This is a genomic window from Kitasatospora sp. NPDC058046 (assembly GCF_042885595.1).
Classification (GTDB): Bacteria; Actinomycetota; Actinomycetes; order Streptomycetales; family Streptomycetaceae; genus Kitasatospora.
Genome location: NZ_JBHVRS010000021.1, coordinates 111,254 through 134,095 on the forward strand (window position 1 = coordinate 111,254; position 22,842 = coordinate 134,095).

25 protein-coding genes are annotated in these 22,842 nt (G+C 73.9%); 8 read left to right on the top strand and 17 right to left on the bottom strand.

The features are described 5' to 3' along the window. Positions 1-152 precede the first annotated feature (152 nt). Both ACFVU7_RS33735 and ACFVU7_RS33740 read left to right on the top strand, forming a co-directional pair. Complete coding sequence (locus ACFVU7_RS33735; protein WP_388048875.1) at positions 153-1,211, top strand: histidine kinase; 1,059 nt, start codon at positions 153-155, stop codon at positions 1,209-1,211. Between the two features lie 32 nt (positions 1,212-1,243). Then, positions 1,244-1,912 carry a response regulator gene (locus tag ACFVU7_RS33740; RefSeq protein ID WP_388049034.1) on the top strand — a complete coding sequence of 223 codons (669 nt, stop codon included), beginning with the start codon at positions 1,244-1,246 and terminating at the stop codon, positions 1,910-1,912. Positions 1,913-2,026: 114 nt separating this feature from the next. Here the strand turns inward: ACFVU7_RS33740 and ACFVU7_RS33745 are convergent, their stop codons facing one another. The 3 genes from ACFVU7_RS33745 to ACFVU7_RS33755 form a co-directional block, all read right to left on the bottom strand. Then, positions 2,027-2,161, bottom strand: coding sequence for a DUF397 domain-containing protein (locus ACFVU7_RS33745; protein ID WP_388048877.1), 135 nt, complete (start codon positions 2,159-2,161; stop codon positions 2,027-2,029). 218 nt (positions 2,162-2,379) lie between these two features. Further along, positions 2,380-2,721, bottom strand: a complete 342-nt coding sequence (locus ACFVU7_RS33750) for an ASCH domain-containing protein (protein ID WP_388048879.1) — start codon at positions 2,719-2,721, stop codon at positions 2,380-2,382. A gap of 17 nt (positions 2,722-2,738) precedes the next feature. Next, positions 2,739-4,193, bottom strand: coding sequence for a helix-turn-helix transcriptional regulator (locus tag ACFVU7_RS33755; RefSeq protein ID WP_234348460.1), 1,455 nt, complete (start codon positions 4,191-4,193; stop codon positions 2,739-2,741). Between the two features lie 344 nt (positions 4,194-4,537). Between ACFVU7_RS33755 and ACFVU7_RS33760 the strand changes: the two genes are divergently transcribed. After that, on the top strand, positions 4,538-4,972 hold the full coding sequence (locus tag ACFVU7_RS33760) for an ATP-binding protein (RefSeq protein WP_117485301.1): 435 nt from the start codon (positions 4,538-4,540) through the stop codon (positions 4,970-4,972). A 14-nt stretch (positions 4,973-4,986) separates the two neighbouring features. Beyond that, the gene (locus ACFVU7_RS33765; RefSeq protein ID WP_388048882.1) at positions 4,987-5,538 is read left to right on the top strand and encodes a hypothetical protein; all 552 of its coding nucleotides are present in this window, start codon (positions 4,987-4,989) and stop codon (positions 5,536-5,538) included. A gap of 173 nt (positions 5,539-5,711) precedes the next feature. Here ACFVU7_RS33765 and ACFVU7_RS33770 read toward each other — a convergent pair whose 3' ends face one another. The 10 genes from ACFVU7_RS33770 to ACFVU7_RS33815 form a co-directional block, all read right to left on the bottom strand. Next, positions 5,712-6,974 (bottom strand): RICIN domain-containing protein, encoded by a 1,263-nt coding sequence (locus ACFVU7_RS33770; protein ID WP_388048885.1) that lies wholly within the window; start codon positions 6,972-6,974, stop codon positions 5,712-5,714. A 492-nt stretch (positions 6,975-7,466) separates the two neighbouring features. After that, positions 7,467-8,717: a sugar ABC transporter permease gene (locus ACFVU7_RS33775; RefSeq protein WP_388048888.1), complete on the bottom strand. Its 1,251-nt coding sequence runs from the start codon at positions 8,715-8,717 to the stop codon at positions 7,467-7,469. Continuing rightward, positions 8,714-9,523, bottom strand: coding sequence for an ATP-binding cassette domain-containing protein (locus ACFVU7_RS33780; RefSeq protein ID WP_387969033.1), 810 nt, complete (start codon positions 9,521-9,523; stop codon positions 8,714-8,716). The genes ACFVU7_RS33775 and ACFVU7_RS33780 overlap by 4 nt, the downstream gene beginning before the upstream one ends. Before the next feature lie 107 nt (positions 9,524-9,630). After that, positions 9,631-10,731, bottom strand: coding sequence for a substrate-binding domain-containing protein (locus ACFVU7_RS33785; RefSeq protein ID WP_074001126.1), 1,101 nt, complete (start codon positions 10,729-10,731; stop codon positions 9,631-9,633). A gap of 219 nt (positions 10,732-10,950) precedes the next feature. Next, complete coding sequence (locus ACFVU7_RS33790; protein WP_049653674.1) at positions 10,951-11,316, bottom strand: hypothetical protein; 366 nt, start codon at positions 11,314-11,316, stop codon at positions 10,951-10,953. Positions 11,317-11,495: 179 nt separating this feature from the next. Next, positions 11,496-12,173, bottom strand: coding sequence for an HAD family hydrolase (locus ACFVU7_RS33795; RefSeq protein ID WP_388048890.1), 678 nt, complete (start codon positions 12,171-12,173; stop codon positions 11,496-11,498). 74 nt (positions 12,174-12,247) lie between these two features. Then, positions 12,248-13,201: a DUF4331 family protein gene (locus ACFVU7_RS33800; RefSeq protein WP_388048893.1), complete on the bottom strand. Its 954-nt coding sequence runs from the start codon at positions 13,199-13,201 to the stop codon at positions 12,248-12,250. Positions 13,202-13,349: 148 nt separating this feature from the next. After that, the gene (locus tag ACFVU7_RS33805; RefSeq protein ID WP_375874288.1) at positions 13,350-14,495 is read right to left on the bottom strand and encodes a hypothetical protein; all 1,146 of its coding nucleotides are present in this window, start codon (positions 14,493-14,495) and stop codon (positions 13,350-13,352) included. A gap of 137 nt (positions 14,496-14,632) precedes the next feature. Then, positions 14,633-15,205 (bottom strand): GNAT family N-acetyltransferase, encoded by a 573-nt coding sequence (locus ACFVU7_RS33810; protein ID WP_388048896.1) that lies wholly within the window; start codon positions 15,203-15,205, stop codon positions 14,633-14,635. After that, positions 15,202-16,689: an ATP-grasp domain-containing protein gene (locus ACFVU7_RS33815; protein ID WP_388048899.1), complete on the bottom strand. Its 1,488-nt coding sequence runs from the start codon at positions 16,687-16,689 to the stop codon at positions 15,202-15,204. Before ACFVU7_RS33815 ends, ACFVU7_RS33810 begins: the two co-directional genes overlap by 4 nt. Before the next feature lie 162 nt (positions 16,690-16,851). On the opposite strand from ACFVU7_RS33815, the gene ACFVU7_RS33820 reads away from it, so the two are divergent. Then, positions 16,852-17,481 (top strand): putative glycolipid-binding domain-containing protein, encoded by a 630-nt coding sequence (locus tag ACFVU7_RS33820; protein ID WP_388048902.1) that lies wholly within the window; start codon positions 16,852-16,854, stop codon positions 17,479-17,481. A 36-nt stretch (positions 17,482-17,517) separates the two neighbouring features. Here the strand turns inward: ACFVU7_RS33820 and ACFVU7_RS33825 are convergent, their stop codons facing one another. After that, positions 17,518-18,270 carry an SDR family NAD(P)-dependent oxidoreductase gene (locus ACFVU7_RS33825; protein ID WP_387820891.1) on the bottom strand — a complete coding sequence of 251 codons (753 nt, stop codon included), beginning with the start codon at positions 18,268-18,270 and terminating at the stop codon, positions 17,518-17,520. 213 nt (positions 18,271-18,483) lie between these two features. Further along, positions 18,484-18,663, bottom strand: coding sequence for a hypothetical protein (locus ACFVU7_RS33830; protein ID WP_388048904.1), 180 nt, complete (start codon positions 18,661-18,663; stop codon positions 18,484-18,486). A gap of 141 nt (positions 18,664-18,804) precedes the next feature. Between ACFVU7_RS33830 and ACFVU7_RS33835 the strand changes: the two genes are divergently transcribed. Both ACFVU7_RS33835 and ACFVU7_RS33840 read left to right on the top strand, forming a co-directional pair. After that, positions 18,805-19,059, top strand: coding sequence for an acyl carrier protein (locus ACFVU7_RS33835; protein WP_049661285.1), 255 nt, complete (start codon positions 18,805-18,807; stop codon positions 19,057-19,059). An 85-nt stretch (positions 19,060-19,144) separates the two neighbouring features. Further along, positions 19,145-19,357, top strand: coding sequence for a hypothetical protein (locus ACFVU7_RS33840; RefSeq protein WP_388048907.1), 213 nt, complete (start codon positions 19,145-19,147; stop codon positions 19,355-19,357). 87 nt (positions 19,358-19,444) lie between these two features. Here ACFVU7_RS33840 and ACFVU7_RS33845 read toward each other — a convergent pair whose 3' ends face one another. Further along, entirely contained in the window at positions 19,445-21,094 is a 1,650-nt protein-coding gene (locus tag ACFVU7_RS33845) for a hypothetical protein (RefSeq protein WP_388048910.1), read from the bottom strand. Positions 21,095-21,387: 293 nt separating this feature from the next. On the opposite strand from ACFVU7_RS33845, the gene ACFVU7_RS33850 reads away from it, so the two are divergent. Continuing rightward, a complete protein-coding gene (locus ACFVU7_RS33850) occupies positions 21,388-22,494 on the top strand; it encodes an RCC1 domain-containing protein (protein ID WP_380782207.1) in 1,107 nt (368 codons plus the stop codon). A gap of 33 nt (positions 22,495-22,527) precedes the next feature. Here ACFVU7_RS33850 and ACFVU7_RS33855 read toward each other — a convergent pair whose 3' ends face one another. Further along, complete coding sequence (locus ACFVU7_RS33855; RefSeq protein WP_074001228.1) at positions 22,528-22,734, bottom strand: cold-shock protein; 207 nt, start codon at positions 22,732-22,734, stop codon at positions 22,528-22,530. Between the last annotated feature and the right edge of the window lie 108 nt (positions 22,735-22,842).

Consider the following 22,842-nt stretch of genomic DNA (forward strand, 5'->3'; position numbering starts at 1 on the left):
GGATCTACCGCCCGACCGGCCCGAACCGTGCGAAAATGTCGATCATGGCGCAGATTCGTGTTGCCCGGAGGCTGCTGACCGAATTCGTCGCAGCGGCCGCCTTTCCGATTCTCCTGATTTCCGTTCTCGCCGCACCGGTATCGGTTCCGGTGGTGGCCGAACTGGACCGCTCCAGGGCGCAGTGGTGCGGAGTCCGGACGATGCCGCTGCGGCCCGCCGACCGCAGCTGGCCGCGGTGGGTGGCCGGCCGGCTGCGGACACGGTCGGTGTGGAGGACCGACCTGCCCGTGTTCGTCACCGCCGCGCTCCTGTCCGCGCTCTCGCTGCTGGTGGGCTTCTTCGGATTCCTCGGCGCCCTGGCGCTGGTGTTCTCCCCCGTCCTCTGGGGTTTCGGCATCGCCGCGGAAGTCGGCCCGTTCACCCCGGCCGCCCTGTGGGAAACCCTCGTGGCGGTGCCCGCGGGAATCGCCCTCGGTGCGGTCACCGTGGGCGCGCTGACCGGTGTCTCCCTGCTCCGCGACCTGCTCCTGCGGGCCTTCTCGGGGAGCCGGAACCCCGACCTGCTCGCGAAACTGGAGGAACTCCGCACCAGCCGGGCCTCGCTGACGGCGGCCTTCGAGAACGAGCGCCGGCGCATCGAGCGCGACCTGCACGACGGCGCCCAGCAGGAGCTCGTCGCCCTCGTCATGCGCCTGGGAATCCTGGAAGCCGCGGCGACGGCCACCGAGCAGGAACGGATCGTCCAACTGGCCCGCCAGGCCCAGGCCCAGGCGGAGCGCGCGCTCGAACGGCTGAGGGAGACGGTGCGCGACATCCACCCCAGCGAACTGAGCGATCTCGGCCTCGTCGCCGCCGTCCGGGAACTGGTGGCCAGATCACCGTTGCGGGTCGAACTGACCAGCACCGGTACGGACGCCTGGCTCTCCTCGCCGATCGCCGCGGCCGTGTACTTCACGGTCTCCGAGGCCCTGACGAACATCGCCAAGCACGCGGGCGTCGGGAGCGCCCGGATCGACATGCGGTGCACCGAGGGCGGCGTCCGCGTCCGGGTGGGCGACGACGGCGCCGGCGGCGCGCGGATCAGCACCGGATCCGGGCTCTCCGGGCTGCGTGAGCGGATGCGGAGCGTCGGTGGGAACCTCGAAATCACCAGCCCGCCGGGCGGCGGAACGGAGGTCGTGGCATCCGCCCCGGCCCAACCCCCGTGGTGACGGAATTCGACAGGGAAAGCGATGGGAAATCGATTGTGAGAATCATCCTGGCGGACGACAGTCTGCTGATACGCGCCGGAATCCGGGAGATCCTGGTTTCCAGTGCCCACGACGTGATCCGCGAATGCGAGGACGCCGACGAACTGGTCGCCGCTGTCGACGGCCTCGCCGCCGCCGGAGCCGCCCCCGACCTGGTGATCACGGATGTCCGCATGCCGCCCGGGAACACCGACGACGGACTCCGGGCCGCGATCGACATTCGGTCGCGGCACAAGGACCTGCCGGTCCTGGTCCTCTCCGCCTACGTCACGGGCCCGTACGTGCGCGAACTCCTGAACGGCCCGGGCGCCGACGGGGCGGTCGGCTACCTGCTCAAGGAGAAGGTGGGCAGAGTGGCGGACTTCCTGCGGGCCGTCGAGACGGTCGCCGGCGGCGGAGTGGTGATCGACCCCGAGGTGGTCCGCCACGTCACCCGCGCCGACCCGCCGCGGGGCCCGCTCGCCCGGCTCACGGCCCGCGAACAGGAGGTGCTCGCCCTCATGGCCGAAGGCCGCTCCAACGCGGAGATCGAGGCAGAACTGTTCCTCTCGGGCGCAGCCGTGGCCAAACACGTGGGGAACGTCTTCCTGAAACTCGGCATGCCCTCCGGCGAGGACAACCGCCGGGTGAAGGCCATCCTGACCTGGTTCGAATACAACTAGGACTTCAACGCCGTTGCGTCCACCGGCGGCGGCGTGCAGCAGAACGGTGCAGCTGATCCGCTCCGTGGCCGGACCCGGCCGCCGAGCATCTGGCCGACCGGGGAGATCCTTGGTTCAGACCTCGCCGAACTCGTCACTGCGGAGAGTGGTGACGAACGGTTCCCAGGCCTTGGCGGCAAAGATCAGGGCCGGTCCGTTCGGGTCCTTGGAATCGCGAACGGGCCTCACGTCGGAGAATCCGGGCGCCACCTCGACGCAGGTGCCCCGTTGTTGCCGTACCCGGACCTGTGCCAGCTGGCGTCGGTGCAGCGCGGATCACGTCGAGCGAAGCCACCTTGGACAGAGACTCCGTCCCGAGCTGATCGTCGTGCTGTCGGATCGGGCCGCCCCACACCACTCGCCCCTGGCTCCCGCGCAGGAAGTCGGCGGGGTCGACTTCCTGCGCGGCGAGGCTGGCCGTCCCCTGGTTACGGGGTGAGTCGCAGGTGGATCGCGAGTACGCCGAGCTGCTCCTTCTCAGGTGGGTAGATCTCGCGGCAGGCGGCGAGGAGTTCGGTCCGGCTCATTCCCTCGGAGCCGATCGCCGCCGGGTCCTCGGTGTCGAGCATGGCGTCGAAGCTCGGGTACTCCGTGACGCCGGTGACGTGGGTGCGGCAGTGGGTGTCGCCGGATTCGAAGACGAGGGTCTGTCCCGGACGGATCCTGCGCATGCTGGGGTAGCCGACGCGTACCTCGATGGTCTTGGTGCCGGCGGCGATCAGGTCGAGGTAGGGGCGGCGGATCCGGATGACGCGTTCCTGGTCGGGCACGGGATGGTGTTCCTCTTCTATGCCGTGGAAGGGAGGGGAAAGACGGCGAGGCGCTCATGCAGTTCGCCGACGGCACCATGACGGGGGTATCGGCGGGCGAGGTAGCCGGTGAGGTCGGTGGCGCGGGCGCGTACGGAGTCGACGACGCGCTCGGAATCCAGCGCCTGGTTGCCGAGGGCTACAGCGTTGTCGGGGTCGCCGAGCTGGGCGTGGGCGAGGGCCAGATCAATGCGGGCGATGGCCTCGCGGCTGGGCGAACGGGAAGCCGCCGGGGCGGACTCGTACACGGAGAGCGCGTGTTCTGCATGGCGACGGGCATCCTCGGCCTTGCCGAGCAGGATGCAGGCGGTGGCCGGGTAGGACGTGAGGGCATAGTCGGCGAGTGGCAGTGGGTCGAGGCCGAAACGGCGGGGGATCCGGGCGGGCAGGAACTGGTGGGCGTCCTGGGCGGCGCGCAGGGAGGACACGAAGCCCTCGGGATCGCCGTCTGCGGCCGAGGCGCGGGCGGCCTGGGCGTGGAGACGGACGGCGAGGGGGTGCGTGGCGGGTGCCTGGGTCAGGCCCTGACGAGCGGCAGCCAGTGCCCGATCAGGGCGGTGCTCGTAGAGGTTGATGGAGGCGGCGGCGTCCATGGCCCATCCGCACAGCTCACCGTGGCCGGCCTGCCTGCCGTGTACGAAGGCGTCGTTGGCGAAGGCGAGGCCTGCTCGAGGGCTACCGAGGTCATGGGCCAGCCAGGCAAGGAGTTCGGAGAGCCATCCTGCGTAGGCGAGGAGTTCGCGGCCCTGCTCGTGGGTGTGCTTCGCCTTCAACAGGGCGTCCACCTTGCGGCGGTAGTCGAGCGTTTCAGCGAACACCTGTTGCGGCGGCATCACGGAGTAGGCGTCGTTGAAGTCGGTGACCGCTAGCTCCAGGTGGTCGAGTGACCCGACGCCCAGTGAGCTGGCCTCAGCCTGACGCGTGAACTCCATGGCTTCGGCAGCAGCCTGGTCGAGAACCTGGGCGGCTGAGGTCGGGGCCGCGATCGTAAGACCCGTCAGCATGAGCGCGGTTCGACGCTTCGTGGCCGCCACCTCCTCCAGTTCCGCCCCCGCATGCGTGGAGGTGGTTCCTTCTGGGAGTGTCGCACCTTCCGGGCCGTCGGCTCGGAATGCCACGGGTGTGTAGTCGGCGGCCAAGCCCAGCTGGACGGGACTGGTCTGGAAGAGGCGGCAGAGCAGGTCCTGGTACTCAGGACTCGGCGCCTTGCCGGCCTCCCAGTCCTTCCAGGACCGTTCGGTGAGTCCGATCTTGCGTAGGCGTTCCCGGTCGACCAGGTCGTGAGCTTCCTGGACCGCCTCAGTGACAGTCCAGCCCACTGCCAGTCGGAAGGCCTTGAGGCGACGGTGCCCACAGTGCGCCTCGATCTCCTTGACGATCAGCTCGACCAAGTCGTACGGCACCTGTTCGGGGTTCCCGGCCTGACCGATCATCCGTTCTCTCATCCGGCGCCCGCACACGGCTGCGTGCGGGCCACCTTGTGATGCTGCGGCGACAGTCATGGGAGACATTTCCTTGCGTGGTGATTCCTGTGCGTCGGTGCGGCGTCATGCATGTCCGGACTCATTTGCTGCTGGTTGGTCGAACCATGACCTCGTGCGATGGGTCTCTTCCTGCCGGAACCGGGCGATGGCCTCGCCCGATCGGGGCGGCGATCTCTCACTACCTGCGATCAAGCTGTAACGCCAGGCTACTGGGTGGCGCTGCATTAGGTGTACACAGCGTGATGTCGCGCCCCTTCTCGCATGTCCCCTCCCCGCTCCCTTCGAGGTCCACCATGCTCAAAGCCCGCCGGCCCCGCGCGTTCGTCGCGTGCCTCGACTCCCGCATCGAATCCGCGCCTCTGGCGCGGTACTTGCTCCGGGCCTACCTCTCCGGGCTGCCCTCCGGCGACCGCTACGCCGACACGGCCGAGCTGCTCCTCGGGGAGCTGTTCGCCAATGCCGTCCAGCACTCCGACGGGCCGGACGACTGCCACATCGAGGTTCGCTTCGCCCTCGTCAACTCCCGGCTGCGGCTGGAGGTTCACGACGCCGGTAGTGGCCGTCCGTCCCTCCGTGTCGTTACGCCGTCTGACGAGCGCGGGCGTGGGATGTTCCTCGTCAACGAGCTTGCGGAGCGCTGGGGGTGCTCCTCCCGGCCGGGTGGGATCGGCAAGTTCGTGTGGGTGCTCGTCGCCCCGATCCCCGCGCCCGTCCTCGTCAACGCCTGAGAGTCCGACTGCTGATGAACCTCACGACCCTGGCGCGGCACGCCCTCTCCCGTGGCCGCACGCCCGCCGAGACGTACGCGCTCCTCGCCCGCCGTACCGGCAAGCCGCTCTCCTCCGCCCGCGCGGTGTGCCTCGCCCTCGACATCCCGCTCGCGGAGACCAGCCGCCGCCTGGACGAGTGCTACGACGTCCTGCTCTCGGACCCCCGGCCGGACTCCGAGACGGACACCGGCGAACTCCTCGAAGCCCTCGGGGTCTTCGACGTCCCCAAGTCGCTCACCGACACCGAACTCGCCGTCGTCGACCTGTTCCTGGCCGCCGTCGACGCCATGGGCGGCATCCGCGCCGGCCACCAGCACGGCCTGACGCGCTGGTTCACCACCGGCAACCTGACCACCGCGTACCTCTCGCTTGCCGCCGCCCGGCCCATGCCTCGCACCGGCGATCCCGTCCGCTACTGGTCCACCCTCGTCGCCGCCGGCGAACTCCTCACCACCACCGCCCACTCCGAGATCCGCGTCAAGTACGCCCTCGCCCACTGCCGCACCCAAGCCACCCGCGCCTGACTCCCGCGCAGAGCGGCCGGATCGGCCGAGCGCGTCCGCTGCCGCAGGCCTGCGAGCAGGGCGAAGGGCAGCTCCGGGCGGAGTCGACAGAGGACACGAGGGCGCGAGGACAGGCTGAAGGCGGGTGCCGCCGTGGTCGGCGGCACCCGCGGGGAAACCGGTGCGGGCCCTGGTCAGGCCTTGACGAGGGCGTAGGTGCCGGTGCCGTCGGCCTTGCCCATGCTGTACTGGCGCAGGGGCTGGCCGTCGGCGTTGCGGTCGTGGCCGACCATGTGGCCGGTGTACTTGTTCTGGACGCCGATCTTGTCGCTGCCGGGGACGTCGCGGTAGAAGTAGAACCGCTGCAGGTCGTCGACCTTGCAGTCGGCCTGTTGCAGGATGGTGCCCTCGGTGGCGGCGGTCGCCTCCGGGACGGCCAGGCACTTGTTGGTCGAGCGGTTGATCAGGATCTGCTCCGCGATGCCGTTCGCCGTCGGGCCGCTGCACAGCTGCCACTGGTCCTGGCCCTGCGGCCAGCCCTGGGCGGCGGGCCGCAGCTGGATGTTGTTGCTGCCCCAGTCCAGGAAGCCGGGCGCGGACCAGAACAGCGCGCGGTCGGGTGTGGCGATCTTGTAGTTGGCCGCGTCGCAGGTGAAGCCGGGCGGCGCGGTGGTGCCGGGGAATCCGGGCCAGTCCTGCTTGATCCCCGCAGTGGTGGCCGCAGCCTTGGCCGGAGCAGCGGGAGCAGCCGCATCGGTGCGGAGCGGGGCGGTGCAGCCCAGGATGTCCTGCGCCCGGCGCATGATGCTGTTCGCCGGCACGGCGTCCTCGCAGCGCACCGCGCCCTCTTCCAGGGTGGTGAAGGTGGTGTAGCTGCCCCCGCCCGGGCCCTCGACCCACTTGGTGGCGTACGTGCCGTTGCCCGTGTCGACGCGGTTGCAGTTCAGGCTGCCGTACTGGCCGGTGACCTTCCGCGTTCCCTCGTACAGGGCGTAGTAGCCGGGCTTCTGGAAGTTCCAGGTGATCGACTTCGACTCGGTGCTGGTCGTGGAGGACTCCAGTTTGACGCTCAGCTTCGCGCTCGCCTCGACCTTGGCGAGGGTCGCGATCTCGAAGTTGCCCGTGATGGAGGCGTCGAGGCCGACCGAGACCGTCACCACCGACTGGGTGGTGGCCGTCACCGTCTGGGAGCCCGTCGCGCCGTCGGTGACGTACCAGCCCTTGAAGTGGGTGATCGTCGGGACGACCTGGAGGGACTTGATGAACGGGTAGCGCTTGCCGAGGTCCGCGGCCGTACAGGTGTCGCCGAGTGCGGGGTCCCCGGCCACGGCGGCGGCCGTCCGTGCCGGGGTGGCGGCCGCGGCCGGGGCCATCGCCGCCATGGTGCCGAGCGCGGAGGCCGCGGCGAGGGCGACCAGCCCCGCGCGCCGGCGTCCGGATGGGCGTGAGTGACGCATCGTTGTTCCCCCCTGGCGTCCGGACTCCGCGTCAGGACAGGCGGGAGCCCGGGTGGTGGTGTGGTCGGTGTGGTGGTGCCGGTCGCAAACGAACATAGCGGCGGGATTATTGACGGGACCATGCCAGAACAGGTCAACGGGCCGCCGGTCCGGGACGGGTCGGAATGGCCGGTTCCCCGATCGCGCGGGCGGCGCCCGCCCGCCACCACCGCGGTCGTGCGGTGCGGGACGCGGGCACGCCGGCCGGGCCGGGGACGGACGCGGCGGCCGGGCGGCCAGCCCTGATCCGACGCAGTGGCACATTCGCCCGCCGAAGGTGCACTTGCCTCCGATCCGGGGTCGGGCCGTCCCCGCCGGTGCGCCGGCGCCCCGGGGCGGAGGGATATCCGGTCACCCCGGCCTGGCCGATGTCCTCCCCTCCGCGCACCACGACGGCCCGGCACCCCGCGCTGCGGCGGGGTGCCGGGCCGAGGGGACGCCGGACGCCCCGCGCTACCCCCGGCCGCTGCTGCGGGTGCGGCGGGTGAGGGAGTCGAGGACGACGGCGGCCAGCAGCACGGCGCCGGTGATCATGTACTGGATGGCCTGGGCGGCGTGGACCATGTCCAGCCCGGTGGTGATGGACTGGATGACCAGGATGCCCAGTAGCGCCGACCAGGTCTTGCCGCGGCCGCCGAACAGGCTGGTGCCGCCGATGACGGCCGCCGCGATCGCGCTCATCAGGACGTTGCCGCCGCCGAGTTGCTTGTCGGCGGAGCCCTGCTGGGAGGCGTAGAAGAGGCCGCCGAGGCCGGCCAGGAACGCGGAGAGGACGAACACGGAGATCCGGACCCGGGCGACGTTGACGCCCGCGCGCCGGGCCGCCTCGACGCCGCCGCCGACCGCGAAGACCTGCCGCCCGTAGCGGGTGCGGCGCAGCACGAAGTCGGTGGCGAGGACGGCGCCGAGCAGCACGACCAGGGACAGCGGCAGGCCGCGGTCCTGGTTGAGGGCGTAGGCGGTGGCCAGGGTGAGGACGGCCAGGGCGCCGGCCCGGATCGCGCTGTCGGAGGCCGGCGGGGCGGTGAGGCCGGCGGCGCGGCGGCGGCGGGCGGTGTGCAGGCGGGCGGCCAGGTAGAGGACGGGGGCGAGGAGTGCCAGGCCCCAGGCGTAGGCGATGTCGCCGTCGCCGAGGAAGGTGGTGTCCAGGCTCGCGACGACGCCGTCGTGGCGGTTGTTGACGGTGCCGGCGTCGCCGAGCACGTACTCCTGCAGGCCGCTCCAGGCCAGCATCCCGGCGAGGGTGACCACGAAGGCGGGCACCCCGACCCGGGCGAAGAACAGGCCGTGCAGCAGCCCCATGACGCAGGCCGCGCCGAGGGCGGCGGCGATGGCGAGCCACTCGTTCCAGCCCTGGCGCACGGCGAGCACCGCCGCGATCGCGGCGCTCGCGCCGGCCACCGAGCCGAGGGAGAGGTCGATCTCGCCGAGGATCAGCACGAACACGACGCCGACCGCGATCAGGCCGGGGCCGGCGATGAAGCGGGTGATGTTGGTGAGGTTGTCGGCCTGCAGGAAGTGGTGGGTGACGGACTGGAAGACGATCGCGATGACGACCAGGCCGACGACGACCGGCAGCGAGCCGAGCTCGCCGGAGCCCAGGCGGCGCCGGGCGGCCCGCGCGAGTCCCGCCCAGCCCTGCGCGGGCGGATGCAGCCGCGGATCGGCGGGCGAGGGGGTGGCGGGTGCGTCGGGGGTGCTCATACGGCCTCGGCCTCCTCGGCCTGCTCGGTGCGGCGGGCCCGGCGGCGGGCGTGGGCGTTGTCGGTGGCGCCGGTGATCGCGGCGACGATCTGCTCCTGGGTGGTGCCGGCCACCGGGAAGACCCCGTTGTTGCGGCCCAGGCGCAGCACGGCGACGGTGTCGGCCACCGCCCGTACGTCGGCCATGTTGTGGCTGACCAGCACGACCGCCAGGCCGCGCTCGCGCAGCCGCTCCACCAGGTCCAGGACCTGGGCGGTCTGCTCGACGCCGAGGGCCGCGGTGGGCTCGTCCAGCACCACCAGGGCCGGCTCGCCGACCAGGGCGCGGGCGATGGCCACCACCTGGCGCTGCCCGCCGGACAGCGCGGCCACCGGGGCGCGCACGTCGGGGATGCGGATGGCGAGGGTGTCCAGGAGGCGGCGGGCGTGCTGCTCCATGGCGACCTCGTCGAGCAGGGCGGGGCCGAGCAGGGCGCGGCGGCGCTTCTCGCGGCCGAGGAAGAGGTTGGCGATGACGTCGAGGTTGTCGCAGAGCGCGAGGTCCTGGTAGACGGTCGCGATGCCGAGGGCGGCGGCGTCCTGGGGGCGGGCCAGGCGGACCGGCTCGCCGTGCCAGGTGAGGGTGCCCTCGTCCACGGGGTGGACGCCGGCGATGGTCTTGACGAGGGTGGACTTGCCGGCGCCGTTGTCGCCGACGAGGGCGAGCACCTCGCCGGCGTGGACGTCGAGGTCGACGTCGGTGAGGGCCTGGACGGCACCGAAGCGCTTGGAGACCGAGCGCAGCTGCAGGACGGGTGCGCCTGTCACGGGAACCACCTTGGGGGAGGGGGTACTTGAAGACCTGGTCGAAGGGTTCTGGTGCGGGGCGGGCTATTTGAGGCTGGCCGCTTTGGTCCCGGCCGCCGGGGGCCGGGCTACTTGAGCCCGGCGGCGGCGCACGCGGCGGCGTAGTCGGCGGTGCAGATGTCGGAGGCCTTGTAGGTGCCGTCGGCCAGGACGGTGGAGGCGATGGTGTCCTTGGTGACGATCTTGGCGTCCAGCAGTTTGGTCGGGATGTTCTTGGCGGTGGCGCTGTCGACGCTTGCGGTGGCGATGGTCTTCACGTCCTTGCCCTGCAGCAGGGCGACGGCCAGTTCGGCGGCGGCCTCGGCCTGCGGGCGGTAGGCCTTGTAGATGGTGTACGCCTGGTCGCCGGCCACGATGCGCTGGATGGCGTCCAGGGAGGCGTCCTGGCCGCCGACGGGGACCTTGATGCCGGCGCCCTTGAGCTGGGTGATGATGGCGGCGGCCATGCCGTCGTTGGCGGAGTAGACGGCCTGGAAGCCGTTCTTGCCGAACTCGGTGACGGCGGCGGAGATCTTCTGTCCGGCGACGACGGGGTCCCACTGCCCGGACTGCTCGTAGACGACCTTCTTGACCTTGCCGTCGAGGACCTTGTGCGCGCCGGTCTTGAAGTCCGCGGCGTTCGGGTCGGCCTCGTCGCCGTCGATCATGACGATGTCGGCGTCGGCGGCCTGCGCGCCGAGCGCGTCCAGCAGGGCCCGGCCCTGGAGTTCGCCGACCTTCTCGTTGTCGAAGGAGGTGTACGCGGCGATCGGGCCGGCGGCCAGGCGGTCGTAGGCGATGACCTTGACGCCCTTGGCGGCGGCCTCCTGGACCCAGTCCTGGGTGGACTTGGCGTTGTACGGGTCCAGGACGATCACCTTGACGCCCTGGGCGAGCAGGGTGTCGAACTGCTGCTTCTGCTTGGCGGCGCTGCCCTCGGCGTTGTTGTACAGCACCTTGCACTGCGCGCACAGGGCCTTGACCTTGGCCTCGATGTACGGGCGGTCGAAGGACTCGTAGCGCACGGAGGAGGCGTTCTCGGGCAGCAGCAGGCCGATGGCGTTCGGGTCGCCGGCGGCGGAGGAGGAGTCGCCCTTTGCGCCGGCGGCCTTGCCGCAGGCGGCGGTCATGGACAGGGTCAGGACGAGGCCCACGGCGGAGACGAGGGCGCGGCGCAGTGCGGCGTTCATCGGATACCTCTCCCTGGGGGTCGCCGCGACTTCGCGGCGGGGTGGGGGGAGTTAAACCTGGGCGCGTACATGACGTCAATAAGTAAAACCAGACTGCCGGGAATCCACCACTACTCGTTATGTTCGTGAACACGCCTCAGGGGGCGGGGGTACGCGACGCGGCAGTGCCCGCCGCTCCCCTCGCGCGGCGGGCACTGCCTGATGGGAACTGAGTGACCGTCAGGGACGGTCGAGGGTGATCGAGTTGATCGGCCCCAGGTCGTAGTAGACGCCCTTCGGCGAGGAGAGGTCGTAGACGCAGTCGGCGCCGCCCGAACCGCGGCACAGGCGGGCGTGCGCGCCGCCGGTCTGGTTGTTGAGCACCCAGTGCATGCCGTACTGGCCGCTCAGGTTGTGCGCGCCGTAGCTCCAGTAGACGTCGCTGGGGCTGACCGCCGGGTCCTGGTCCTGCGGGTAGACGCAGACCGCGCCCGACGGGCAGCCCGCCCACGCCCCGTCCGCGGCACCGGCGCCGCCGGCCTCCACGGTGGTCAGGGCGGCGGCGGCCAGGGCCAGGGCGGCGACGGTACGGGTGATCCTGCGCATGGGTGGTTCTCCCTTGGCTGGTACGAGGACGGACGACCGTTGCGTCCGGTGCCCGTCAGCCTAGGAATCCGGTGCCCGCGGCGGTCCCTGACATCTGACAGGGGCGCGCCTCCTTGCCCCCGCAGCCGCAGCCGCAGCAGGAGTCGGAGCCGCAGTCGGAACCGGGGCCCGCCACGGAGCTACGGCAGCGGGAGCGAGGCCGCCCCGGCGACCAGCGCCGGCAGCTCCCGCATGTCCGCGAAGGTCCGGGTGCCGGGCCCCGCCAGCCACGCCTCGGGCGTCAGGCCGCCGTGGAAGCCGAGCGACCGCATCCCCGCCGCCCGCGCCGCCGCCACCCCGTACTTGCTGTCCTCGACCACCAGGCACGCCGCCGGCTCGACGCCCATCGTGGCGGCCGCGTGCAGGAACAGGTCCGGGGCGGGCTTGCCGCGCTCCACGTCCTCGGAGCTGAAGACCCGCCCGGCGAAACGCGGCAGCAGCCCGGTCCGCCCGAGCGTGGAGCGCAGCCGCGCATGGCTGCTGGAGGAGGCCACGCAGTCCGCCACCCCGGCCCGCTCCAGGGCCGCCAGCGCCGCCACCACCCCCTCCACGGGGGCGAGTTCGGCGGCGAACACCTCGTCGTACAGGTGCTGGAAGCGCTTGTCCCAGCCCGGCTCCAGCGGCACGCTCGCGTGCGCCTCGATCTCGGCGGTCATGAACGCGTGCGAACGGCCCAGGAACCGCTCGACGATCTCCTCCTGCGACAGCGGCCACCCCACCTCCGCGAGCACCCGCTCGTCCACCCGCACGGCCAGCCGCTCACTGTCGAGCAGCACACCGTCGCAGTCGAAGACCACCAGCTCCACGGGAAGGGACATGCCGCCACCCTACGGGGCGCCCGCGGCGGGGCGGCGGGCGCGTCCGGAGGGCGGGCGGGGAGGGCCCGGCGGGCTCAGTGCGGGTGGCCCAGGTACGGGAAGGCGGGCAGCAGGTCGGTGTGCGGGCCGATGTGGTCGCCGGGCACCTTGCCGTCGGTGAGCATCGTCAGCCGCGCCGAGGTGACGTCGTCGCTCAGCGTGCGACCGTTCGGGTAGCCGGCCGGGCGGGCGCGGTCGTAGCGCAGGATGTCCGGCAGGACGATCCGCAGCTGGGCCTCGGCCGCGTCCGTGGTGTACCCGCCGAAGTGCTGCAGCTTCGCCGTCCACGGCTCCCGGTAGTTCTCCCAATCGTCCACCGGATCCCCGGCGTTGTACGCCTCCTTGGCGTCCTCCTCGTTGAAGTACGCCGTCAGCGACGGGTGCGCACCGCGGTCCACCGACACCAGGTGCCCGTCCTTGCGCACGCTCACCCGCGCCCACACCCCGATCTCCGGCGCCGGCCCGAACTGCGCGTCCGGCGCCTCCAGCACGATCCCGAACACGTTCTTGTCCGCGCCCCAGTCCACCCCCGTCCACTGGAAGTCCTTCACGATCCCGTCCAGGTCCGCGAAGAACGGGTCGCTGCGCAGCCCCGCGCTGACCCGGTGCGCCCCCGCCTCCACCACCGCGGGCGTGCCCGTGAAGCTCACCGGCGCGTCCGCCACCAGCACCTCGCCGACCGCCTCCAGCCCGCGCGCCCCCTCGCCGGCGGCCCGCCGCACCGTCATGGTCTGCGCCCCGTCCCGCGGCTCGGAGAAGGTGAAGCTGTACGCGAGGTCGGCCCGCCGGTCCCCGTCGGTGTCGATGTCGATCCGGTACACCGCCTGCGGGTGGAAGGCCTGTCCGTCGGACGGCGCGACCGGGTTGACGTTCATGATCAGCACCGTCCGCCCCGGCTCCGGCGCGGCGAAGGCGAACAGGTCGGTCAGGTCCAGGCGCGCGTCACCCTCGGGTGAGCGCAGGTTCGGTCCGCTGAGGTGGTGCGACAAGACGGCCTCCGAGGTCGGGCGGGCTGCGCGGGGACACCCCCCGACCCCCTCGGCCATTGCTAGCACGCCCGCCCGCCCCCGGCCCGCCCCGCTGCGCCACCCGGGCGGGCGCGGGCGGGGGCGCGGCCCGGTGGCGGCGGGCGGGGCGTCAGCTCGCGGGCAGCCGCGCGGTGAAGGGGTCCGCCCCGGTCCTGGCGTCCGGGGCGCCGTAGCCGAAGAGCCAGGTGGTGCCGTCCGGGCCGGTGGTGAACACGCCCGGTTGGGTGAAGGCGAACGGGGCGGGGGCCACCGCCCAGGAGGACCCGGTCCACCGCTGGACGGGGGAGTCTCCGCCGTAGCCCACGCCCCAGACCTCCGTGCCGCGCAGGGACAGCCCGAGGAAGTAGTGCGGGTCGGTGGCCGGCGGCGTGCGGGTGCCGTTCCAGGCGGTGCCGTCCCAGCGGGTGGCGAAGGCGTTCCGGAGGCCGGACTGGCTGTACCGGCCGGTGCCGCCGGCCAGCCACACCTCGGAGGGGCCCGCGACCAGCAGGTCGAGCACCCGCACGTCGAGGTTCGGGTACGACGGCGCGGCCACCTGGGACCAGGCGCTGCCGTCCCAGTGCACGACGAACGGCCGGTACAGCGCGCCGGAGGACGCCTGGTAGTCGCCGGCCGCCCAGACGTCGCCGGGCCCGGCGACCCGCACCGCGGTGAGCTGGGAGGTGCCGGGCGGCAGCGGGAGGGCGGCGCCCTCCCAGGACGAGCCGTTCCACCGCGCGGCGGCAGCGGACGAGCCGGCCCGGCCCACCGCCCAGACGGCGCTCCCGGCCCCGGCCACGGCGAAGCCGGAGAACGCGCCGCCGGCGGTGCCGGGCACCGTGCTCCGGCTCCAGCCCTGCCCGTCCCAGTGGACGGCCAGCCCGCTGTCGCCCACGGCCCACACGTCGGCCGGGCCGGCCGCGGTGGCGGCGTACAGCCGGCCGCTGGCCCCGGTGACCGCGCCCTCGACCTCCGTCCACCGGGCTCCGTCCCAGCTCCACACCGCGGGCACGTCGTACGGGACCGGCCCCCAGAAGGCGACCTGGTACCCGACGGCGAAGCCGGCCGCGGCGCCGGTCATCGCCAGGCCGCTGACGCCGAAGTCGTTCCGCAGCGGGAACGGCGTCACCTGCCACTGCGGCGTCGCCTGTTCCCGCGGTGCCGACCGCTCCCGGGCGGTGGCCGCCGCCGCCCCGGTGGGCGCCGCCGCGCCCCACGCGAGGGCGGGAACGGCGGCCGCGGCGGTCCGCAGCACGGACCTGCGGCTGATGCTCATGCCTCGTCTCCTCTTCCTGTCCCGTCGTCCTGTCCCGGCCGTGCGCTCTCGCCGGCTCACCGGCCATGCTGTCCGGGCGCGCTGACACCGTGCTGACCGACCGACCGACCGGCCCGCGCCGTCCGGACGCCGGGGGGTCACGTCCGCAGGCGGCCCGCCTCGTGGACCAGCGGCGGCGCCACCGCGTCCGCGGCGCGCTCGAACAGGGCGCCGCTGCGGCTGCCGGCCGCGGTGCGCACCCAACGCCAGCCCCGTGCGCGGTAGTAGGCGTGCAGGGCGGCGTTGTCGCTCCACACGTTCGCCCGCAGCAGGGTGGCGCCCGCCCGCGCGGCCCGCCAGGAGGCCCAGTCGCCCAGGCGGGTGCCGATGCCGTGCCCGGCGTACCGGCGGTCCACCGTGAAGGAGCTCACGTAGCGGGCCGGGAGGGCGAGTTCCTCGCCGGTCCACAGCCGGGGGCTGCCGGTGGGGCGCAGCGTGAGGGTGGCGACGGCCTCGCCGTGCGGCGACAGCGCGGCGACCACGGTCAGGCCGAGGGCGATCAGTGCCAGGCCGCGCTGGGCGTCGTACGGGTCCGACCACTGGGCCGAGCCGTGCTCCAGGGCGATCCACGCGGCGGCCTCCGCGCGCAGGGCGGCCAGCCGGGGCAGGTCGGCGGGCACCGCGGTGCGGACGTACAGCGGGTCGGACCGCGGGTCGGGGCGCGGGTTCACCACGGCGCTCGCGGGGCGGAGGCGGAGGGACCCGCGGAGGCGGAGGGGACGGCGGCGGGGCCGGAAGGCCCGGGCAGGCCGTACGGTTCGAGGGGTTCGAGGACGAAGCCCGCGCGCAGCGCGTCCAGCAGCTTGCGTCCTGGCGCGGTGAGCGCGGTGCCGTCGAGGGTGGTCAGCGGATGCCGGGCGACGATCCGGGCGAGCGGCACACCCGGGTGCAACACCATGCCGGGGGAGGGGAGTTGCAGCAGCACGCAGTCGTCGGGCCCGCACTCCAGCAGGCCGAACCCAGCACCGCAGTACCGCAGCCGCCCGTCCTTGAGCCGGTGCAGGCCGCCGGCGGGCGCCGCCGCCACCCGCACCGGGACGCCGGTGTGCCGCACCACCAGCTGCACGGCGCCCGCCGCGTCCGTACGCGGCTCGCCGCCGGTGGCGTGGCCGTAGAGCTCCAACACGTGCCGCAGCGCGGACGGCAGCGCGCGCTCGGCCAGCTCCAGCTCGCCCAGCAGCCAGGTCGAGCCCTGCATACGGCAGTTGAGCTCCAGCAGCAGCGGACGCTCGCCGTCCAGGACGAAGTCGGCGCCGAACAGGCCCCGGTAGCCGAGCGCGGCCAGCGCCTCGCCGACGCGCCGCGCCGCGGCGGCGGCCCGGGCCAGGGCGAGCGGCGCCAGCAGGGCGGAGGCCGCGAAGTCGCAGCCGGAGTAGGCGCCGAAGGGCGCGCCGACACCCTCGATACGGGTCAGCTGGACGGACGGGCGCAGTACCCGCACCGTGCTGTCCGCCGACACCAGCACGTGCACGTTGAGCGCGACGCCCTCGACGTAGCCGCTCACCAGCCAGGGCCCGCCGCCGACTTGGCGGATCGGCTGCAGGTCCGCCTCGTCGACGACCAGGTGGGTGCCCTTGCCGCTGGAGCCCACCGGCGTCTGCACCACGTAGGGGGAGCCGAAGCGGCGGCGCAGCTCCCGGTGGTCGAGCGCCGGGACCACCGCGTCCGCCGGGGTCGCGGCCCCCACCGACCGCAGCCACGCGCGCTGCGCCCGCTTGTCGCTCAGCATCGGCAGGGCCACGAGCGAGGGCGGCTCCAGCAGGCGGGTGCCGAGCGCGCCGAGTGCCGTGCGCCACTCGGGTTTCATCGCCGAGTAGGGCAGCAGCGCCAGCTCCCGGCCCCGCCAGCCGCCACCCGCCGCGCCCGCGCCCCCGTCCGCGCCCCCGTCCTCGTCGAAGGTGCCGGCGAGCGCGCGGAGCACCGTGTGGACCCCGGCCCCCGCCGGGGTGTGGTCGCGCACCCCCCGCTCCGGTTCCAGCGCGTGGAAGGAGGCCCCGAACTCGCCCGCCCAGCCCGTGTCCGGGCCCTCCACGCTCACCACCGCGGACAGGCAGCCGGTGCGCAGCAGCGGCAGCACGTTCAGGGGACGGGCACAGCACGACAGTCCGGGCAGGGCCCGCAGCCGGGCCACCGCTTCGTCACAGGATGTGATCACCCACGCGATTATGGAGAGCCCGGGACGGCGCTCGCCGCCACCGCACGCCCCGCCCCGCCCCGCACGAGGCACGCCCCGCCCCTACCCTCACCCGAACGAAGGAGCCCCCCGTGTTGACGGCCCGTCGGGCCCGCTGTCGGCACCCGGCAGTACCGTACACGAATGACCAGCAGCACCGCCCCCGACCCGAACCGCCCCGCCGAACGCCCCGCCGAACACGCCGCCACCCGCACCGCCGCACCCACCTGGCGGGTCACCGAGACCGCCGGCCTGGAGACCTCCTGGATCGACCTCGGCCCCACCTCCCTGACCGCCCACGGTCGCGCCGCCGCCGCCGAGCCCGCCCCGTACTGGCTCGACTACCGGCTCGACACCGGCAACGGCTTCACCACCCGCCGCATGCACGTCACCGCCCGCACCCCCGACACCACCCGCACCCTCGACCTGCGCCGCGACGAGACCACCGGCCGCTGGACCGTCGACGGCACCCCCCGACCCGACCTCGACGGCGCCCTCGACTGCGACCTCGGCCTGTCCCCGCTCACCAACACCCCGCCCGTGCTGCGCCACGCCCTCCACCTGGGCCCCGGCGAGCACCACTTCCTGATGGCCTGGATCCGCGTGCCCGAGCTGGTCGTCGTGCCCTCCCGCCAGACCTACACCCACCTGCGCCGCCACGAGGACGGCCACGCCACCGTCCGCTACGCCTCCGGCGACTACCGGGCGGACCTGCTGCTGGACGCGGACGGCCTGGTCGCCGAGTACCCGGGCCTGGCCCACCGCATCGCCTGACGGGCCCGGGCCCCGGGGCCTGAGGCCGGGGGGTGTTCAGACCGCGGTGCGCCCGCCGTCCACCGGCAGGAGGGCGCCGTGGACGAAGCCCGCCGCGTCGCCGGCCAGGAAGACGACCGCGGCGGCGATCTCCTCGGCCTCGGCGGGCCGGCCCGCCGGCGCCTCGGCCGCCATGTCGCTGAGGCCCTCGCCCATGACCGCCGTGCCCTCGGTACGGGTGGGCCCCGCGCCGACGGCGTTGACCCGCACGCCGCGCGGCCCGTACTCGGCCGCCCAGGTGCGGGTCAGCAGGTTGACCGCCGCCTTGCTGGAGCCGTACAGGGACATGCCCGGCGCGCCGTGCGAGGCGGCCTGGGTGCTGATGTTGACGATCGCCCCGGCGCCGCGCGCGGCCATCGCCGGGGCCAGCTCGGCCACCAGGAAGTAGGGCGCCCGCACGTTGAGCGCGTAGACGGCGTCGAACTCCTCCTCGGTCGTCTCCTCGGTCGGCCCGAACGGGTAGACGCCGGCGTTGTTGACCAGGATGTCCACCCGGCCGCCGCCCAGCGCCGTGGCCGTCCGGGCGAGGCGCCGCACCGCGGCGACGTCGCGCAGCTCGGCGGCGACGAAGTCGGCCCTGCCGCCGCCCGCCCGGATCGCGGCCACCACCGCCTCGCCGCGCGCCGCGTCGCGGCCCGCGACCAGCACGTGCGCGCCCTGCTCGGCCAGCGCGGTCGCGGTGGCCGCGCCGATGCCGCTCGTCGCGCCGGTCACCAGCGCGACCCTGCCCGCGAGGGAGGAGGAGATCATGACCACGGCCCTTCGGAGAACGGGGTGCTTCGCAGCGGGGGCGGGCGCGCGCTCGGCGCCCGCCCCTCCAGCGAACCACGCCCGGCCGCGCGGCGCCCCGTCGTCCAGGCGGCGCGGCACGGGCGGACGCACCCGCCGCCGCACGGGAGCCCGCCCGCCGTCCGGGCGCCCCGGCCCCGGATTCCCCGGCCCCGGATTCCCCGGCCCCGGGGCTCAGGTGCCGTAGGCGCGCGGGAAGACGTCCACCGCCTCGGCGGCGACCTCCCGCACGTCCGCGTCCGGCCGGTGCTCCAGCGGCCCGGTGCGCGGGGCGAGGAGGTGCCCGGCGGCGGCGCGGTCGGGGTCGTGGGGGCGGGGTCGCGGGGGCGGGCCGGGGCGGGCCGTTCCGACCATCCCCGTGAAGGCCTCACGCGTACGAGTGAACGAGCTGGACCGGACGCCTTTCGACCACGTACAACTGCGCCCACAGGGCCTCCCGTTGAGCGATCCGCCACCCTCCGGCCCTGCCGCCCCACGCACCCCGAGGAGGGCCCGATGGCCGCCGAGATCACCTACGAGGAACTCGCCACCCTGGTCAGGACCCGCGCCGGCGTCCAGGTCACCGCCGAGGAACTCGCCGAACCGGGCCGCATGTTCCTCGACCTCGGCGTCGACTCGCTCGGCGTGCTGGGCGTCCTCGCCGACGTGGAGAACCGTTACGGCGTCTCCGTCGACAGCGCGGAGCTGCTCGGGCGTCCCGTCGCCGAGTTCCTCAAGGACGTCAACGCCCAGGTGGCGTCCGGCTCCTGAACGACCCGGAGCGGGGAGTCGGCCCCGCCGTCCGGGTGCCGGCCCGTACGACTCGACCGCCTCGGCGGCGCCCGGTGTCGTGATCATGGAGAACGGCAGCAACTTCCAGCAGGTCCGGGACCCGCAGGGCGGCCAGTGCTACCCCGGCACCGGCCCCGACACCGCCATCGCCAACCGGACCGGCGGCACCATCCTGCTCTTCCCCGACGGCAACTGTCAGACGAGAATCCTCAACCCCCTGGGGCCGGGCGAGTTCCGGCCGGACGAGAACGTCGGCAGCTTCCTGGCCCTGGACTGACCCCGCGCCACCCCGTCCGTCCGCCCGCCCTCCGGCCCGAACACCGGAGGGCGGGAGGACGGGCGCGTCCGGCCTCGCGCGCGTGCCTCAGATCGCGAGCGGGTCCGCGCACACCGCCAGGTCGTGGACCGTCGCCGCGAAGCGGGGCGCCACCGTGCCGGGGCCGAGGACGTCACGGGCCGCCGTCAGCAGCGCGTTGCGCAGCCGCCCGTGCGCGGCGAGGTAGCCGAGCTGGGTGAGCGCCGCCGACTGCAGCGCCCGCGCCCGCCGCTCCACCGGCGCCGGGACGGCCGACGGGATCGCGCAGGCGCCGACCACCGGGTCCAGCAGCAGCACCGCCCGCGCGTAGTCCGGCACCGCGCCCCCGCCACCACCGCCCCCGCCGTCGTACGCGCGCCGCGCCGCGTCCACCGCCCGCCGCGCGCCGTCCTGTTCGGAGCCGTACCGTTCCGTGCCGTCCCGGTGCGCGCCGTCCGCGGCCGCGAGCTGCGCCCGGGCGGTGACGGCCGGCCGGGCGGCGCCCAGGGCGGTGCCGGTCAGGCGCGCCCACACCTCGCGCACGGTGCGGGAGGGGGTGTCCAGGTGGCCGGGGGCGGCGAGCAGCGGGGCGACGGCGCCCGCGTCGGGCAGGGCGTCGGCGGCGGCGCGGTGGGCGGCCAGCCACGCGGACACGTACGGGGCGCCCCACACCGGGTGCCCGTAGGCGCCGAGTCCGACCTCGGCCGGGGTGCCGAAGGCGGCGGCGGTGGCGTCCAGCAGTTCGGCGCGGGCCGGGCCGGGGGCGCCGAGCAGTCCGGCGCCGGCCAGGTAGACGGCGCGGTGCGCGGGCAGGTAGAGGTTCAGTTCGGCGGGGGAGGCGTGCCCGCCCGCGGGCCGCAGGACCATCCGCACCCCGGCGGCCTCGACCGCGTACAGGCCCTCCTGCCAGGGGATCCCGGTCCAGGCGGGCCAGTGGGCCCGGGGCGTCGGGGCGGACAGCGGGCCGCCGACGGTGTCGGTGGGGGCGAGGAAGTCCGGCCGGCCGGTGGAGACGGTGCGGCCGAGGTCGGAGCCGGCCAGGGCGAGCGGGCCGATGCCGAGCCGGGTGCCGTAGGCGTAGTCGACCAGGCGGGCCTGCCGGGCGCCCTCGGTGACCTGGCGCAGCACCGCGTCGGCGAGGAACCCGTCGGGCGCGTACACCGCGAGGTCGGCGGGCGGTCCGGCGGGCGGGCCGGTGCGGGATCCGGTGAACAGCCCGCGCACGCCGCCGAAGTGGTCCACCCCGCTCTGGGTGTGGACCACGGCCCGCACCGGGCGGGTGTCCCCGGTGGTGGAGCGGTACAGGGCCAGGGCGGCGCGGGCCGTCTCGTACGAGCCGAGCGGGTCGATCACCAGCAGGGCGTGGGGGCCGGTGACGACGGTCAGGTTGGCGAGGTCGAAGCCGCGTACCTGGTAGAGGCCGTCGGCGACCCGGAACAGGCCCGAGGGGACGGCGAGTCGGCCCTGGCGGCGCAGCGGCGCCGCCACCGGGGAGTCGGCGTCGGCGGGGGTGTCGGAGGTGTGGAAGTCGAAGGCGTGGAAGTGCCAGACCGCCTCCTCGCCGTCCAGGGACGGCAGGGCCCGGTAGGGCGGGGCGGCGAGCAGGCCGCGTTGGGCGTTCTCGAAGTCGGCCGGGGCGTCGGGGAGTTCCTTGGCGCCGGCCAGGTTCCGTCGCGTGACGTACGCGGTCGGCTCCATGGGCACGAAGGTGTCGGCCACGGGCTTGCCCTCCTCAAGGCGTGACGGTCTCCGCGCGCTGCCCCGCGCGCGGAGACCGCCGACACTAGGGGTGACGGGCCGTATACACAACGGCAGGGGTGTGTGGAATGCGTGCGGGGTCGCGGCCGGTGCCCGGGTGTGGGGGTCCATCACCCGTTCGGGTGGCCGCGTGGCGGCTTCCGGTGCGGGCGGCGGGCGCGTGGGTAGCGTCGGGCCATGATCGCGGACTCGTCAACCGTCCTGACGTGTCGACGATTTGACTTATTGTCACATCAGTTAAGAGGCATCGTCGCATGGCAGAGAAGCGCCTGAAGTCCTGGGGCAACAACCGCTCCGGCCAGCTCGGGGACGGCACCTGGGCCGACCTCCGCACCACGGCCACCACCGTCCTCGGGCTCACCAGCGCCGAGGTGGTGAAGATCGCCGCCGGCGGCGCCGGTGCGAGCCTCGGGTACGGGCTGGCCCTGCTGACGGACCGTACGGTGCAGTCCTGGGGCGTCAACGGCTCGGGCCAGCTCGGCGACGGCACCGTGTTCAGCCACAACGCTCCCGGCCAGGTGGTCGACGTCTCCGACGCCACCGACATCGCGGCCGGCGGCGCGCACAGCCTCGCCCTGCTCGCCGACGGCACCGTGGTGGCCTGGGGGCAGAACACCCACGGCCAGCTCGGCAACGGGACGAACTCCGACAGCGGCGTCCCGGTCCGGGTCGAGGGCCTGCACAAGGTCGTCGCCATCGCCGCCGGCCTCCACCACAGCCTGGCGCTGCGCGAGGACGGCACCGTGTGGGCCTGGGGCTACAACGGCAACGGCCAGCTGGGCGACGGGACTTCGGCGAGTCGCGGCCTCCCGGCGCCGGTCAGCGGCCTGACCGGCGTGAGCCGGATCGCCGCCGGGGCCGGCCACAACCTCGTCCTGGTCGGCAAGCCGGGCGCCGGCGCCTCGGTGAAGGCCTGGGGCTACAACGCCACCGGCCAGCTCGGCGACAACACCACCATCAACCGCTTCACCCCGGTCGCCACCCGGCCGACCTGGTCGGGCGGCGTCTCGCAGATCGCGGCCGGCTGCAACCACAGCATGGCCGTGGTCGACGACGACAGCCGCCTCAAGGCCTGGGGCCAGAACACCGCCGGCCAACTCGGCGACGGCACCACCGTCTTCCGCGTCCTGCCCGTCACCGTCCCCGGCCTGACGGACGTCCGCCTGGTGGCCGCCGGCCGGGAGCACACCGTGGCGCTGTCGGGCACCAGCACCGTGCACTCCTGGGGCAGCAACGGCTCCGGCCAGCTCGGCGACGGCACCACCACCGACAGCAGCACCCCGGTGCCCACCCTCACCGCGCTCACCGGCATCGACAAGATCGCCGCACCGGTGGGCGGCGACTTCAGCCTCGCCAACTGAGGCCCCGGGCGGGCGGCGTGGCGGGTTTCGTGCTCAGAGCGGGATGACGTCGACGGCCTGCGGCCCCTTGGGCCCCTGCTCCACCTGGTACTCCACCCGCTCGCCCTCCGTCAGGCTCCGGAACCCGCCCCCGATGATGCTCGAGTAGTGGACGAAGACGTCCGGGCCGGGGATGTCCGGCGTGATGAAGCCGAACCCCTTCTCGGCGTTGAACCACTTCACGGTGCCGAAGTTGACCAGGGCCCGGCGGCCCTCCGCCGCCACCGGGCCGGACGCCGCCCGGTTCGCGCTCGCCTGCGCGGGGGTTGCCTGTGCCGGGGCTGCCTGTGCCGGGGCGCAGAGTGCGAT

What these genes read in the sequence shown, in the direction of transcription:
- ACFVU7_RS33785 (WP_074001126.1), bottom strand. Translation starts at nt 10,731, where the DNA reads ATGAACGCCGCACTGCGCCGCGCCCTCGTCTCCGCCGTGGGCCTCGTC.
- ACFVU7_RS33760 (WP_117485301.1), top strand. Translation starts at nt 4,538, where the DNA reads ATGCTCAAAGCCCGCCGGCCCCGCGCGTTCGTCGCGTGCCTCGACTCC.
- ACFVU7_RS33795 (WP_388048890.1), bottom strand. Translation starts at nt 12,173, where the DNA reads ATGTCCCTTCCCGTGGAGCTGGTGGTCTTCGACTGCGACGGTGTGCTG.
- ACFVU7_RS33830 (WP_388048904.1), bottom strand. Translation starts at nt 18,663, where the DNA reads ATGGTCGGAACGGCCCGCCCCGGCCCGCCCCCGCGACCCCGCCCCCAC.
- ACFVU7_RS33840 (WP_388048907.1), top strand. Translation starts at nt 19,145, where the DNA reads ATGGAGAACGGCAGCAACTTCCAGCAGGTCCGGGACCCGCAGGGCGGC.
- ACFVU7_RS33805 (WP_375874288.1), bottom strand. Translation starts at nt 14,495, where the DNA reads ATGAGCATCAGCCGCAGGTCCGTGCTGCGGACCGCCGCGGCCGCCGTT.
- ACFVU7_RS33755 (WP_234348460.1), bottom strand. Translation starts at nt 4,193, where the DNA reads ATGATCGGTCAGGCCGGGAACCCCGAACAGGTGCCGTACGACTTGGTC.
- ACFVU7_RS33770 (WP_388048885.1), bottom strand. Translation starts at nt 6,974, where the DNA reads ATGCGTCACTCACGCCCATCCGGACGCCGGCGCGCGGGGCTGGTCGCC.
- ACFVU7_RS33765 (WP_388048882.1), top strand. Translation starts at nt 4,987, where the DNA reads ATGAACCTCACGACCCTGGCGCGGCACGCCCTCTCCCGTGGCCGCACG.
- ACFVU7_RS33835 (WP_049661285.1), top strand. Translation starts at nt 18,805, where the DNA reads ATGGCCGCCGAGATCACCTACGAGGAACTCGCCACCCTGGTCAGGACC.
- ACFVU7_RS33850 (WP_380782207.1), top strand. Translation starts at nt 21,388, where the DNA reads ATGGCAGAGAAGCGCCTGAAGTCCTGGGGCAACAACCGCTCCGGCCAG.
- ACFVU7_RS33790 (WP_049653674.1), bottom strand. Translation starts at nt 11,316, where the DNA reads ATGCGCAGGATCACCCGTACCGTCGCCGCCCTGGCCCTGGCCGCCGCC.
- ACFVU7_RS33820 (WP_388048902.1), top strand. Translation starts at nt 16,852, where the DNA reads ATGACCAGCAGCACCGCCCCCGACCCGAACCGCCCCGCCGAACGCCCC.
- ACFVU7_RS33775 (WP_388048888.1), bottom strand. Translation starts at nt 8,717, where the DNA reads ATGAGCACCCCCGACGCACCCGCCACCCCCTCGCCCGCCGATCCGCGG.
- ACFVU7_RS33825 (WP_387820891.1), bottom strand. Translation starts at nt 18,270, where the DNA reads ATGATCTCCTCCTCCCTCGCGGGCAGGGTCGCGCTGGTGACCGGCGCG.